This window comes from Nocardia sp. NPDC020380, from assembly GCF_044386975.1.
Lineage (GTDB): Bacteria > Actinomycetota > Actinomycetes > Mycobacteriales > Mycobacteriaceae > Nocardia.
Genome location: NZ_JBIRVQ010000008.1, coordinates 267,314 through 281,067 on the forward strand (window position 1 = coordinate 267,314; position 13,754 = coordinate 281,067).

The 13,754-nt window shown below is 67.7% G+C and carries 14 protein-coding genes and 1 riboswitch; of the genes, 3 read left to right on the top strand and 11 right to left on the bottom strand.

Annotated elements, in window-relative coordinates:
* Window positions 1–9: 9 nt before the first annotated feature.
* Together ACH438_RS23700 and ACH438_RS23705 are read right to left on the bottom strand one after the other, a co-directional pair.
* Complete coding sequence (locus ACH438_RS23700) at window positions 10–1,767, bottom strand: ABC transporter permease (RefSeq protein ID WP_397008681.1); 1,758 nt, start codon at window positions 1,765–1,767, stop codon at window positions 10–12.
* Window positions 1,767–2,516, bottom strand: a complete 750-nt coding sequence (locus tag ACH438_RS23705) for a hypothetical protein (RefSeq protein WP_397008683.1) — start codon at window positions 2,514–2,516, stop codon at window positions 1,767–1,769. The genes ACH438_RS23700 and ACH438_RS23705 overlap by 1 nt, the downstream gene beginning before the upstream one ends.
* Before the next feature lie 182 nt (window positions 2,517–2,698).
* Window positions 2,699–2,869: riboswitch (M-box (ykoK) riboswitch) on the bottom strand.
* A gap of 81 nt (window positions 2,870–2,950) precedes the next feature.
* Here ACH438_RS23705 and ACH438_RS23710 point away from each other — a divergent pair.
* Window positions 2,951–3,478, top strand: a complete 528-nt coding sequence (locus ACH438_RS23710; RefSeq protein ID WP_397008685.1) for a DUF3558 domain-containing protein — start codon at window positions 2,951–2,953, stop codon at window positions 3,476–3,478.
* Window positions 3,478–3,999, top strand: coding sequence for a DUF3558 domain-containing protein (locus ACH438_RS23715; RefSeq protein WP_397008687.1), 522 nt, complete (start codon window positions 3,478–3,480; stop codon window positions 3,997–3,999). Before ACH438_RS23710 ends, ACH438_RS23715 begins: the two co-directional genes overlap by 1 nt.
* A 39-nt stretch (window positions 4,000–4,038) precedes the next feature.
* Here the strand turns inward: ACH438_RS23715 and ACH438_RS23720 are convergent, their stop codons facing one another.
* The 7 genes from ACH438_RS23720 to ACH438_RS23750 all read right to left on the bottom strand — a co-directional run bounded on the left by ACH438_RS23720 (window position 4,039) and on the right by ACH438_RS23750 (window position 11,054).
* Window positions 4,039–4,230, bottom strand: a complete 192-nt coding sequence (locus ACH438_RS23720) for a hypothetical protein (protein ID WP_397008689.1) — start codon at window positions 4,228–4,230, stop codon at window positions 4,039–4,041.
* 280 nt (window positions 4,231–4,510) lie between these two features.
* Complete coding sequence (locus tag ACH438_RS23725) at window positions 4,511–5,503, bottom strand: AraC family transcriptional regulator ligand-binding domain-containing protein (protein ID WP_397008691.1); 993 nt, start codon at window positions 5,501–5,503, stop codon at window positions 4,511–4,513.
* Window positions 5,504–5,513: 10 nt separating this feature from the next.
* Window positions 5,514–6,416: an AraC family transcriptional regulator ligand-binding domain-containing protein gene (locus ACH438_RS23730; RefSeq protein WP_397008693.1), complete on the bottom strand. Its 903-nt coding sequence runs from the start codon at window positions 6,414–6,416 to the stop codon at window positions 5,514–5,516.
* Window positions 6,400–7,311 (bottom strand): AraC family transcriptional regulator ligand-binding domain-containing protein, encoded by a 912-nt coding sequence (locus ACH438_RS23735; RefSeq protein ID WP_397008695.1) that lies wholly within the window; start codon window positions 7,309–7,311, stop codon window positions 6,400–6,402. The genes ACH438_RS23730 and ACH438_RS23735 overlap by 17 nt, the downstream gene beginning before the upstream one ends.
* 158 nt (window positions 7,312–7,469) lie before the next feature.
* A complete protein-coding gene (locus ACH438_RS23740) occupies window positions 7,470–7,661 on the bottom strand; it encodes a hypothetical protein (protein ID WP_397008697.1) in 192 nt (63 codons plus the stop codon).
* 34 nt (window positions 7,662–7,695) lie between these two features.
* Window positions 7,696–9,402, bottom strand: a complete 1,707-nt coding sequence (locus ACH438_RS23745) for an AMP-binding protein (protein WP_397008699.1) — start codon at window positions 9,400–9,402, stop codon at window positions 7,696–7,698.
* Window positions 9,399–11,054 (bottom strand): AMP-binding protein, encoded by a 1,656-nt coding sequence (locus ACH438_RS23750; RefSeq protein ID WP_397008701.1) that lies wholly within the window; start codon window positions 11,052–11,054, stop codon window positions 9,399–9,401. The genes ACH438_RS23745 and ACH438_RS23750 overlap by 4 nt, the downstream gene beginning before the upstream one ends.
* A gap of 57 nt (window positions 11,055–11,111) precedes the next feature.
* Between ACH438_RS23750 and ACH438_RS23755 the strand changes: the two genes are divergently transcribed.
* Window positions 11,112–11,984: a response regulator transcription factor gene (locus ACH438_RS23755; RefSeq protein ID WP_397008703.1), complete on the top strand. Its 873-nt coding sequence runs from the start codon at window positions 11,112–11,114 to the stop codon at window positions 11,982–11,984.
* A 75-nt stretch (window positions 11,985–12,059) separates the two neighbouring features.
* Here the strand turns inward: ACH438_RS23755 and ACH438_RS23760 are convergent, their stop codons facing one another.
* Together ACH438_RS23760 and ACH438_RS23765 are read right to left on the bottom strand one after the other, a co-directional pair.
* A complete protein-coding gene (locus ACH438_RS23760; protein ID WP_397008705.1) occupies window positions 12,060–12,410 on the bottom strand; it encodes a ribosomal subunit interface protein in 351 nt (116 codons plus the stop codon).
* A 126-nt stretch (window positions 12,411–12,536) separates the two neighbouring features.
* Window positions 12,537–13,751 carry a UDP-N-acetylglucosamine--N-acetylmuramyl-(pentapeptide) pyrophosphoryl-undecaprenol N-acetylglucosamine transferase gene (locus tag ACH438_RS23765; protein WP_397008707.1) on the bottom strand — a complete coding sequence of 405 codons (1,215 nt, stop codon included), beginning with the start codon at window positions 13,749–13,751 and terminating at the stop codon, window positions 12,537–12,539.
* Window positions 13,752–13,754 lie beyond the last annotated feature (3 nt).

The window sequence follows — 13,754 nt, forward strand, 5'->3', positions numbered from 1 at the left end:
ATTGCTGAATTACACGAGCGCGAAGCGCTTTTCGGCTTTCACCTGCAGCCGCCGCCACACCAGGCGGTTGATGGCGACGGTGACGACGCTCATGACGAAGGTGCCCAGCAGCACCTTGGCGAAGTCGCCGGCCGCGGTGGCATTGGTGATGTACGCGCCCAGGCCGAACGCCTCCAGATGGGTGTGCCCCGATTCGACGACCTCACCGACCAGCGTCGCGTTCCACGCCCCGCCGAAGGCGGTGATGGCGCCGACCACATACCCGGGCGCGATCGCGGGCAGTATCAACGACTTCCAGCGCTGCACGCCCTGCACGCCCAGATCGTCCATGGCCTCCCGCAGATCCGTGGGGATCTGCCCGGCCGCGGCGATCACATTGAACAGCACGTACCACTGCGCGCCCAGCGCCATCAGCACCGTGCCGCCGATATTCAGCGAGATACCCGTGTAGGTGAGCGCGGCGATCACGAAGATGTACAGGAACTGCGCCGGGAAACTGGCCAGCACCTGCACCACCGGCTGCGCGAACCGGCACACCCGCGGATTCATGCCGATCCACACGCCGATCGGCACCCACACCACCGTGGATACCACCAGCAGCACCATCACGCGGAGCAGACTGGCCAGGCCCATGAGCGTGGTCGGCCCGAATTCCGCGAAGCCGACGGTCCTTTCGAAGTAGGCGGCCAGCGTCCAGGTGCCCCAGGCCAGCGCCGCGAACAGCAGCCCGAAGAAGATCGCGTCGCCGGTGCGGCTGTCGCGCCGGTCGTCGTACGCGGAGCGCGTGCTGTGCCCGAACACCCGCATGACCCGGTCGAGACCCTCACCGACCGGCCGCAGCAGGCGCGCGGTCCGGCCCGGCAGCGTGGAGCGCCGCAGCAGGTCCAGCACCAGACTCCGTGGCGCCAGCGCGCTTTCGGTGTTCTCCACCCGGAAGCGCTCCGACCAGGCCGTGAACGGCCGCCAGAACAGCACGTTCACCAGCGCGATGGTGATCACCATGACCGCCGCGCCCAGCATGAGATTCCCGACCTGCGCGTCCACGGTGGCGGCGGCGATGAAACTGCCCATGCCGGGCAGCGCCTGATCATTGCCCGCGACCGTGATCACCTCGGACGAGGCGAGCATGAACCACGCGCCCCCGAAGCTCATCATCCCGTTCCAGATCATCGGCACCATGGCGGTCGGCACCTCCAGCCGCCACAGCCGCTGCCAGCGGGTCAGCCGCATCATGCGCGCCGCGTCGTCGAGCTCGCGCGGCATATTGCGCAGCGCCTGGTAGTAGGCGAAGGTCATGTTCCACGCCTGCGCGGTGAAGATGGCGAAGATGCACGCCGCCTCCGCACCCAGGTAGGAGCCGCGGAACAGGGCCACGAACGCGGTCACCGTGATCGACACCAGCGCCAGCACCGGCACCGACTGCAGCACGTCGAGCATGGGCACGAGCACCTTCTCGGCCCGCCGCGACCGTGCCGCCCACTGCCCCACGACCAGCGTGAACACAATGGACGCGAGCAGCCCGAGGAACATGCGCAGCGTGGTCCGCGCCGCGTAGTACGGCAGGTTCGACGGATCGGTGGAAACGGTGTCCTGCCCGGTGTCCGGCGTCCAGGGCACCGTCATATCGCGGAAGAGCCTGAGCACCACGATGATCAGCACGGCGGCCGCGCCGATCAGCAGATAATCCGTCCCGCGCAGCCGGTTGCGGACGACCGGGACATCCGGAGCCGTCTTGGGGGCGTTGGGGATTGCGAGTTCGAGAGTCATCAGTCGTTCGCCTCCGGTGCGGGCGGGGCGGTCATGACGTTGTAGTAGTGGACGGCCGACGCGATCAGCGCGGGCACGCCGATGATCAGGTTGAACACCACCACGCCCATCCCGGCGCCGACGACCGCGCCGGCGAGACAGCCGACGATCGTGCCGAGCGGCCCGGCGGCCGCGGTGCCGAGGGCGCCGGTGAATACACACCCCAGCGGCCCGCCGACGATCGCGCCCAGCAGCGTGCCCACCGCGAGCGCGACGGTCAGCTCGTTGTTCACATTGGCCATGGCGGTGTTCATCCGATCCTCGGGGGTATCGGAAATGTGCTGCGCCAGCAGGATCGGCTCGGTGGTGCGGGCCTCGGCATCGAGTTGCGCCGTCCGGGTGCGCTCGGCCGCGGTGGCGGGCCGGGCCAGGTCGGCGCGCGGGGTGAGGGTCGCGGTGGTGCCGTCCACCTGCGCGTCGACCGGGAAGACGGTGTCCTGCCGGATGACCGTCAGCGGGATCGCCGTGAGCGCCACGCCGTTCGAATCGGTGATCCGGAGCTGATTCCCGTCGACCTGGAGCGACCCGGCATCGGTGTGCAGCACGACCGAGCGGTCTTCGATCCGCGCCTGCCCGCCGATCGCAGCGGCCGGGGTGCCGGCCTCGGCGGGTCCGGTGTGTTCCGGCGGCTCGGCCAGGCCGACGGCATGGCCGGCCAGTGCGGTGGTGGTGATCGCGGCGGTGGCGAGCGCGAGCATACGAATTCTCATCTTTTATGCCTCGTGTGATCGCTGCCCGAATTGTATTCAGGGCAGCACAAATTTACCGATCGGCACTGTGGCGCCTACGGTGATGAATTTTTCTCGCGAAATTCCGCTGTGGTTCCGGAATTGCGCATGCGTGTATTCCGATGAGCACGCTTGGGAGGAAGGCCCGTGGATCATGAGATGGGCAGACACCCCTCTCGTCAGAGCTTCGGCACTGTACGACGTATCGCTATGAACGGAAGCCACCTTGGATAACCCCTTAATCCGGGGAAATCTGTCCTAACCTTGGGCGTCTCTCGACGTCGTCAGATCAGTGGCCTGTGTTCGTACAGGAGCCTCGCCTATCGAGGTGCAATGCCCAACGTAGTAAAGGCTCCGTAAAAAGTCAAAAGGCTTCTTTTCGACGCATCTTCGATACGTCGCCTACTCTGGTCGGCGTGGTGAGAGCAGTATCGGCAGCGGCGGGGATCGCCCTGATCGGGGTGGCGGTAGCGGGCTGCGGGCATGCGGATCGGCCGGCGGCGGCGCCGACGACCACGAGTGCCGGGCCGATCGCGCCCTCCCCGAACACCATCGGGCTCTGCGGTGGGGTCGCCGACTCCGACGTCGAACAGGCGACGGGAGTGCCAGGCCTGCAGCGCGTGGCGATCAATCCGTTCAGCTGCGGCTGGCAGTCGGCCGCCAGCGGCGACTACACCGTGATCTTCCATTGGTTCCGTGGCGCCGGACTCGACGCGCGCCGCGATCAGATCACCGACAGCACACCGGCCACGGTGACGGTGGCCGGCCGCTCCGGCCTGAGCTGGACCTCCGCGCAGTCCTGCGAGGTGGGCGTGCCCTTCGGCGGCACCGATTTCATCGATTGGTCCATCAAGGCGGGTACCTCCGAAAACGGCCGCCCGCAGCCGTGTTCGGCGCTCGAGCAGCTGGCCGCGGAGACCCTGGCGAAGGCGGGGCAGGGGTAATGCGCAGAGTCTGGACGGGTGTGGCGCTGGCCGCGGCCGCCGTGGCCACCATGGCGACACTGACGGGATGCACGCAGCATTCCGGGGATTCGGCGGTGCGGCAGTCGGTCGACCCCAATCTGCTGGCCGGGTGCGGTCCGATCGAGGATCAGAAGATCGCGCAGATCGTCGGCCTGACCGGTCTGCAGCAGCAGAGCCGGCCCACCATCTGCAATTGGACCGGCCGGAATTCGGCCGGCGCCCCCGTCGATGTCACCTACGCCTGGCTGCAGAACGACACCATGGGCCGCGAGGCCGAGGTGGCCGGGCAGTCCGGTTATCAGATCGAACGTGTGGTCGTGAAGCACTTCTCGGGGATGTACTGGCACGCCTCCGGCGATCCGGGCAGCTGCGCGGTGACGGTGGCCGACACCGGGACCGTCACCTGGTGGGTGCAGAACCGCGACCGGTCCGCGCAACCGGATCCGTGTGCCGCGGCAATGACTCTGGCCGAGGCCACCCTCGCGGTGGACGGCGTCTGACTTTCTGCTGCAACCTGTTTCAGTGTTTTCCGGGCCGTCTCAGTGCTTGAGAAACGTTGCGGCGATGTTCCAGAACATGTTCTGGTCCACTTTATGGAAATCCCAGGTCTCCGTGAGACTGTGCGTGGCGGTCACGATCGCCGGAATATCGAAGTCGTGACGGCTGGCCGTGCCCTTGGCCTCGACGGCGGTGATGACGAAGGCGGTGGCGGTTTCTGCTGTGTGGGGCATGTGCGAGCTCCAATCGAGTACCGGGCCGGGTAGGTCGTGCGGGCAGTGCGGGGCGATGCGTGGCCGCGGACATCGTCGGCCGCGCCACGCATCTGAACGCCGTGACGCGCATCGCGGCCGGCGCGTCACTGGCGTTTCCGTCCAGTTTTGTTTCGGCGAGTGACGCAGGGGAGTTCCGAAAACGCCAACTCGCTCGATGGGGCGCCAAACTCTTGCTGGGGAGTTGCCCAAATACCGTACGGTAGGTGCCTTTTCGGGGTGCATCCGGGGTCGGATCCACTCAGGAAACGTCGCGTCCACGCCATCGGTGCACCGCCCGGCGGAGGCTCGCGGGATCCGCGTAACCGAGGAATTCCGCCTGCTGAGCGCGTGGAAGATGTTCCGCCCGGCGCAATCTCCGCTGCCGCGCCAGATCGAGTTCCCGGCGCCAGCTGGTGCCGTGCTCGGTGAGTCGCCGTTGCAACGATCTAGGTGAGGTCAGCAACCGTCTTGCCACCACCTCCAGCGTTGCCGAACCCTCCGTCAGCGTCGCATCGAGCACCGCGCCCAACCGGTCCAGCCACGTCACCTCGGACTCTGGGGTCGCGGGCAGAGTTGCCGCGTAGGACAGCAGAATTGCCGTCAACTCCGGATCCGCGGACTTCATCGGCAGCGCCAGATCCGCTGCCCGCAAGGTGATGCTGTCCGAGCCCGACCCGAAATCGATTGCGGCGGCCCCGAACAGCTCCGTGAAGGCGGCCGGCGACGCCGGGGCCGGTTGGCGGAACGAAACCCGGACCGGCGCCAGCGGATACCGCGTGGCGCCCCGCGCCCGGCCGATAATGAGCGCGAATGCGGCCTGTACCAGCAACTCTCGCCCGCGGCTGTCCTCGGTGAAGCTGACTACCTCATAGCAGACCTCATGCTCGGTCCGCTCGGCAATCCGCAAACTGTAACTCGTTGTCAGGCAGCCGGAATGGCGTACGCACGCGTCGAGCGCGCCGCCCAGCGTCTCACCGGACAGGAACAGGTACTCCAGCAGCCCGAATTCGCCGACGGTGCTCTCCTCCGCGGCTCGCAGCGCGATATCCGGATTACCGGTCTGCTGTTCGATCAGCTCCCACACGCGGGTGCAGTACCGGTGCGATACCCGGGCGGACTCACCGCCCTCCCGCCAATTCGGCACGCCCGCAAGCCGGGCCAGCCGATCCGGGTCCAGGCCCAGCCGGGCCGCGCGCTCCAGCGCGAAGCGCGCCATGAGAATGCTGTCGGTCGATTCCGATCGAGTGTTCACGACCGGTGCATCACCGAACGGGCCGGTGCAGTGGTGCGGGAATCTGGGACTGCGTGCGCCGCCGGGCATCCGCGAGCTCCCGGCTCCAGCTGGTGCCCGCGGCCGCCAGCCGGCGTTGCAGCGTACGCGAACTGGTGTGCAGTCGCTTGGCCATCTCGTCGATGGTGCACCCCGTGCCCGCCGAATCCAGCTCGGCCGCAACCAGATCCGACCATGCGCGCGCGGGCGGAGTACACCGCGGCACGGCGTCCGCGCCCCGCTGCAGCACGGCCGCCAGCCGCGGATCGGCGGTCTGCATCGGCCGCCGTAAATCCTCCGACCGTAATGTCAAGGTATTGGCATCGGCCTCGAAATCGACTGCCGCGGTGCCGAAGAACTCGGTGAACGGCGTGTGCCGGCGCGGCGGCGCCTGCCGGAACGACACCCGGGCCGCCGCGATCGGCGCCTCGCTGCCGTGCCGCACCCGCGACAGCAGGAACGCGAAACTCGCCTGTGCCGCCAGCTCCGCGCCCCGCGTCTGCTCACCGAAACTTCGCACCGCGAAGGTGGTCTCGCGATCGCTCTCCGCCAGCACCGTCAACTGCCGCGAATCGCTCAGCCGGCCACCGAATTCCCCCGCGGCCCGGAACCCCTCGCCGACGGTGTGCGCGGTGGCGACCAGATAGTCGATCATGCCCAATTCCCCCGTCCCATATCGCTCGGCCGCGCGCAACCCCACGTGCGGCGCGCCGATGCGATGCTCGAACAACTCCCACAGCCGTTGATAGACGCGGCCCGGCACGCTCGCGTGCGGCCCGTCCAACGCCCAATGGCCGACACCCGCCGCCCGGGCCAGCTCCACCGGATCCAGACCGGCGGCCCGGATCCGGGTCAGCACGAAGCGCGGTAACAGCACGCTATCCGACGTCGACATGGTCGTCTCCGCTTCGTAGTCGGCCGGGCTCCGCGTCCAGCAGTTCGAGATGCCGTTTGCGGGCGCGATCCACTTCGAGCCGCCAGGTGGTGCCGGATTCGGCCAGCCGGCGCTGCAGCGTGCGCGGACTGGTGAAGAGCCGGCGCGCCACCTGATCCAGGGCCGGCTCGGAATCACGGTCCTGCAGCACGGCCAGCACCCCGGCCACCCGATCGGGCCATTCGGTGGTGCGCGGCGGCGCCGGCGGCATATTGGCCGCATGCCGCCGCAATACCCGGGCCAGCATGGGATCGGCCGTCACCTGCGGCAGCTCGAAATCGTCCGGCCGGAAGGCGATCCCGTCCGCCGGGGCGCCGAAATCGATGCGGGCCGAGCCGAAGAAGTCGGTGAAGGCCTGATGGGTGCGCGGTGCGGGCTGGCGGAAGGCCACCCGCAGCGGATCGATGGGCCGTCCCGTCATCTGCCGGATCCGGGCGATCAGCACGCCCAGCACGGCCTGCGCGCCGAGATCGCGGCCCCGCCCTTCCCCATTGATCGTGTAGAGCTCGAAGTTTGCTTCCGCCGCGGTCACCGCGCCGGCCTCGAAGCGATAGTTGGTGGTCGCCGTCCCGACGTAGGGACCCACCACCTCGAGCCCGGCGCCGAGCGTGTCGGCGGTGGAGACCAGATAGTCGACCAGGCCGAACTCGCCGACCCGATAGCCGGCGACCACCCGCAATGTCGTATCCGGATCTCCGGCTTCATGTTCCAGCAGTTCCCACAACCGCAGGAAATACTCGCTGGGGACGCGGGCCTCGGTATCGGCGAGCAGCCAGGACGGCATCCCGGCCGCGCGCGCCAGGCGGATCGGATCGATCCCCGCCGAGGCCGCGCGAGACAGGATGAACCTGGGCATCAGAACGGTGTCGGAGGTGTGCACAAGAGAATGTTGCGGCGAATTCCCGCCGGAAAACCGGGAATTCGCCGAAGTGTGAGACCCGCTACCTCGCCCGACCGGCGCGGCGAGCGGCCCGCGCGTTCTTCCGCGTCAACGCGCAGGCATTCTCCGGGCCGTCAGTGCCGCAGGAATGTTGCTGCGATACCCCAGAATCTGCCCCGGTCCACCACGTGAAAATCCCATGTCCCCGAGAGACTGTGGGTCGCGGTGACGATGCCGGGCACGTCGAAGTCCTCGTGCGAGGCAGTGCCCTTGGCTTCCAGGGCTTCGATGACGTAGGCGGTGGCGGTTTCCACGGTGTGGACCACGCTGGGGCTCCGTTCGGTCGTAGGGACTCGCTGATTACGGCTGTTTTTCGGGTATGACTTCCTCGTAGCGGTACTCGGTGGGAATGGGGGTGCCGGCCGCATGCGCCTGCTCTTCGCGCCGGCGTAGGTCGACCCGGCGGATCTTGCCGGAGATGGTCTTGGGTAGCTCCGCGAACTCCAGCCGCCGCACCCGCAGGTACGGGGCCAGGTGATCGCGCGCGTATTCCAGGATGGCGCGGGCCGTTTCGTGGTCCGGCTCCCAGCCCGCGGCGAGCGAGACGTACGCCTTGGGCACGCTGAGCCGGGTGGCGTCGGGCTGCGGCACCACCGCCGCCTCCACCACGGCCGGATGCTCGATGAGCACGCTCTCCAGCTCGAACGGCGACACCTTGTAATCCGAGGACTTGAACACGTCGTCGGTCCGGCCGATATAGGTGATGTAGCCGTCCGCGTCGCGGCTCGCCACATCACCGGTGTGGTAGAAACCGCCGTCCATGACCGCGGCATTGCGCTCCGGATCGCCGAGATAACCGGTCATCAGATTCACCGGCGCCGCGGCCAGATCCAGGCAGATCTCGCCCTCCTCGGCGAGCTCCCCGGTGATCGGATCCACCAGCACCACCGGCACGCCCGGCGCGGGCCGGCCCATGGAACCCGGCTTGAGCGGCTGACCGGGCGAATTGCCCACCTGCAGCGTGGTTTCCGTCTGGCCGAAACCGTCCCGGATGGTGAGGCCCCACGCCTTCTCCACCTGCGTGATCACATCCGGATTGAGCGGCTCACCGGCGCCGAGGATCTCACGCAGGCCGGCCGGACGCGCGCCCAGATCGGCCTGGATCAGCATGCGCCACACCGTCGGCGGCGCGCAGAACGTGTTCACCTCGGCCCGGCGTAGCTGATGCAGCAGCGCCGCGGCGTCGAAACGCGTGTAGTTGTAGATGAATATGGTGGCCTCGGCCAGCCACGGCGCGAAGAAGCAACTCCACGCGTGCTTGGCCCAGCCCGGCGCGCTGATCGCCAGATGCACGTCACCGGGCCGCCCGCCGATCCAGTACATGGTGGTCAAATGTCCGACCGGATAACTGATCTGGGAGTGCTCCACCATCTTCGGTCTGCTGGTGGTGCCGGAAGTGAAATACACCAGCAGCGGATCGGTGACCTCGGTGACCGCCGGGAACGGGCCCGCCGACTCCACCTCCGCGGCCGCGTGATAGTCGTGCCAGCCGGAAACCGGCCCGCCCACCACTATTCGCGTGTACTCGCCCGGCACCTCGTCGAACTTCGCGGTGTCCGCGGCATTGGCGATCACGAAACGCGCTCCGCCACGCCCGATCCGGTCGGTCAGATCCGCAGCGCCCAGCGCGCCGGTGGTCGGCATGATGACCGCACCCAGCTTCGCCACCGCCAGCATGGACTCCCATAGCTCGGCCTGATTGCCGAGCATCAGCACGACCCGATCACCCTTGCCGACACCCAGCCCGGATAGCCAGGTCGCCACCCGATCCGAACGGGATGCCATGTCGGCGAAGCTGATCCGCTGCTCGCGGCCGTCCTCCTCGACGATCCACAGCGCCGGGCGGTCATTGCCGCGGGCGATCACATCGAACCAGTCGGTGGCCCAGTTGAATCGGCCCGTCAGCCGCGGCCAGGCGAACTCGCGCAGCGCGGCCTCGTAATCGGTGGCGACCGCGATCAGCTGATCGCGCGCGGCGCGATAGGCGGCGGTATTGCTGCTGGTCATGCTTCCTCCCCGGGCAGGCCGAGCAACTGCGCCGCGAGCTCGCGCATCTCGACCTTGCGGATCTTGCCGGTCACCGTCATCGGGAATTCGTCCACTAGATGCACATAGCGGGGAATCTTGAAACGTGCGAGTTTGCCGGTGCAGAACTCGCGCAGGGCCTCGGCGGTGAGCTCGGGCGCGCCCTCGCGCAGGCGGATCCACGCCATCAGCTCTTCACCGTATTTCGCATCCGGCACCCCGATCACCTGGGCATCCAGAATGTCCGGATGGGTGTAGAGGAATTCCTCGATCTCCCGCGGATAGATGTTCTCGCCGCCGCGGATCACCATGTCCTTGATGCGGCCGGTGATGGCGATATAGCCGTCCTCGTCCATGGTGGCCAGGTCACCCGTGTGCATCCAGCGCGCGGCATCGATGGCCTCCGCCGTCTTGGCCGGCTCCTGCCAATAGCCGAGCATCACCGAATAGCCGCGGGTGCACAGCTCACCGGGCTCGCCGCGCGGCACCGTCAGGCCGGTCACCGGATCCACGATCTTGATCTCGATATGCGGCCCGGCGCGGCCGACCGTGGCGGTGCGCTGCGCCAGGGTGTCGTCGGCGCGGGTCTGCGTGGAAACCGGGCTGGTCTCGGTCATTCCGTAGCAGATGCTCACCTCGCGCATGCCCATGCGCTCGATAACCTGCTTCATCACCTCGACCGGGCACGGCGACCCGGCCATGATCCCGGTCCGTAGAGACGACAGGTCATAGGACTCGAAATCCGGGTCGGCCAGCTCGGCGATGAACATGGTCGGCACACCATACAGCGAGGTGCAGCGTTCCGCGGCAACGGCTTCCAGCGTGGCGCGCGGATCGAAGGCCGGGGCCGGAATGATCATGGCGGCCCCGTGACTGGTGGCGGCCAAATTGCCCATGACCATGCCGAAACAATGGTAAAAGGGGACCGGAATACAGATCCGGTCCTGCTCGGTGTACCCGCACAGCTCACCCACGAAGAAGCCGTTGTTCAAGATATTGTGGTGACTGAGCGTGGCGCCCTTCGGGAAACCCGTTGTGCCCGAAGTGTATTGGATATTGATCGGATCGTCGGGGGACAGGCCCGCCTGTGCCAGCGCCAGCTGTTCGATATCGCCGCGCCGGCCCGTCTCGAACAAGGCCCGCCATTCGGGACTGTTCAGCAGCACCACCTGCTCGAGATCCGGGCACTCCGGCCGCACCTCCGCGATCATGCCCGCGTAATCCGAGGTCTTGAAAACCGGCGCCGACACCAGCAGCCGAATTCCGGCCTGCCGCAGCACATACCGCAACTCATGCGACCGATAGGCCGGATTGATATTCACCAGGATCGCGCCGATCTTCGCCGTCGCGTACTGGGTCAGCGTCCACTCCGGGCAATTGGGCGCCCAGATCCCCACCCGATCGTCCTTGCCGATACCCGCCGCCAGCAGACCCAGCGCCAGCGCGTCCACCTCCGCCACGAACTCGCGATAGGTCCACCGCGTCCCGGTCCCGTAATCGATCAAGGCGTCCCGATCCGGGAACGCGGCCGCCGTGCGATCCAGATTCGCGCCGATGGTGTCGCCGAGCAGCGGTGCGTTCCAGACCCCGAAGGTATAGCTCGCCGACCGGAGCCGGCCCGTACGTGTGCTCACATGGATAGGATCTACATCACACTTCGATCCCGACTACCCCCGGAAAGGGGTAACCCGATGTCCCCCGATGGCCTGCTGCGCCCGCGTGACGGCGACGCACTGCGGGCCGAACTGCGCAAGATGGCCGCCCTCTCCAAACTGCCCGTCGTCTTCGGCGGCGAAGTGCACGCGGGGACGCTGGTACTGAGCGAATTCGTCGGCACCCGCACCAACGGCATGCGCGGCCTCGCCGTCGCACCCAGCTCCGGCCTCGGCGGCGCCGCCGTCGCGACCGGCACCCCGCGCTCGGTGGCCGACTACCGCTCGGCCTCGACCATCACCCACCACTACGACGCACCCGTCCTCGGCGAAGGACTGCGCGCGGTGGTGGCGGTGCCGGTGGTGGTGGAAGGACAGGCGCGGGCCGTGCTGTACGTGGCCAATCGCGAGAGCGCGCCCATCGGGGATCGCATTGCCGAGGCCATGGTGGAGGCCGGGAAACGGCTCAGCGTCGAACTCGCCATTCGCGACGAGGTCGACCGGCGGGTGCGGCTGCAGACCGCGCGCGACGCCGCGCTGGGAGCGGACCTGCTGACCGTCGCGGATAGCATTGCGACGGAACAACTTCGGGATCTGCACGCCGAACTGCGCGGCATCACCCAGGAGGTATCGGACGCCCACGCCCGGGCCCGCCTGCGCGAGGTCTCCGACAAACTGGCCCGCGTGGTCTCCGGCGTGAATGCCCCTGACAGCGCAGTGAATCTCGCGCCACGAGAACTCGACGTGCTGGCGCAGGTGGCCCTGGGCTGCACCAATGGCGAAGCGGCAGTGAGACTTTCGCTCCGTATCGAAACAGTGAAGAGCTACCTGCGCAGCGCCATGATCAAACTAGGGGCCCACACCCGCCACGAAGCCGTGGTGCGGGCCCGCCGTTTGGGTTTGCTGCCTTGAGTTCCCAACTCAACGAAGGGGTTTCAGGGGCTTGCCCCGGCGCAGGGAGGTGGAGCCGCGAGCTACGAGAGTTGTTTAATCCGCATGTAAATAGCGGATGGACTCGCCGCCCTTGGCGTGGTGCAGTTTGCCGAAGCGGCTGTCGAGTAAGTGCGCCATGCTCTCCGCGGCGCCGAGATATGCCTCTTCCGCGGTAGAGGCCTTGAAATTGGTTGCCACGGGCGGCTGGCCTTTCGGCCGTGCTTCCAGGCTGCAGCGCTTGTCCTCGGATCCGCCCTTGTGGCCGTTCACATCGGTGATGTGAGCTTCTACGCGGGTGAGTTGATCGGAGAACCTGTCCAGGACCGAGGCGATGTCGTCCTGTGCCTTCTCGATGAGCGGCGCACCGCCACCGATGTGCTTGTCGGCGAAGACCTGGATTTGCATGGCGTCTCCAATCTCTCTCGGGATTGCCGAGAACTTGCTGACACCACTGACACTACCTGTTTTCCGACATTTCGGTAGGTCGTAAACCTCACTCCTACAAGGCGTAGTTGGCCGGTAATGTGGTGATCAGGAGTGCTTGCCCGCCAGATCCAGCACGGCCAGCGCGAGCTGCTCCGCCGCATCCGGATGACCCATGGCGCGCGCCGCGGTGGAAACCGCTGCGCGCGTATCTGTTTCGGTGAGCAGTTCGAACAGCGCGGTGCGCAGATTGTCCACAGTCGCGTCCGCGCCCACCAGTGCGCGAGCCGCATCGGCCTCGGCCAGGATGCGGGCATTGCGAATCTGCTCGCCGCCCGCCGAATGCGGGTAGGGGATGAGCACCGCGGGCTTACCGAGCGTGGTCAGTTCCGCGAGAGTGCCTGCGCCGGAACGGGATATCACCACATCCGCCAGCGCCAGCACATCGGGCAGCTCGGCGCCGAGGAAGGCGCGCACCAGATACCGGCCGCGCAGTTCGGCGGGCAGTGCCGCGGCCTGCTCCGCGACCTGATCGTAAGAACGCGGCCCGCACTGGTGAATCACATTCGCGGCGCGCAGCAATTCCGGCAGCAGTTCGTGCACCAGTTCATTGATCTGCGCCGCGCCCTGCGCGCCACCGGTGACATAGACCGTGGGCAGTTCCGCGCTGTAGCCGTCCCACTCGAGCGCCTTGACCGCGGCGGCCGGATCGCCGTTCGCGAGCGCCGGGCGAATGGGGTTGCCGGTGACCAGCGCCCGATCGCGCACCTTGGCCGGCAGCAGATCCACCGAGGCGTCCGAACTCAGCGCGATGCGATCGGCCATCCGGGCCAGCAGCAGATTGGCCTTCCCGAGCCCGGTGGTCTGCTCGTGGATGACCAGCGGCCGGCGCCGCAGCGCCGCGGCCATGCCGATGGGCGCGCACACATACCCGCCGGTGCACAGCACCGCATCCGGCCGGAACCGCCGCACCACACCCTGCGCCACCAGCACGCTGATCGGCACCCGCAGCGCGTCCCGCGCATTGTCGGCATTGAGCATCTTCAGCGGATTGCGATCCCGCCGCAGCTTCCCCGCCTTGATCCCGGTGAAGGCGATGTCGTTTTCGCCCGCGACCCGCTGCTCCAGACTGTCCGGCACGCCGACCCACAGGATCTCCGCCTCGGCCCCCGCCGCGGCCGCCAGATCGCGCACCGTGCGCGCGGCCGCGACCGCCGGATAGGTGTGGCCGCCGGTGCCGCCGCCGGCGACGATCACGCGGACCCGGCCGCGCGCGCCGATGCGCTGCAGGATCGAGTCGCGGTCGAGGGCGGAATCGGGCATGGG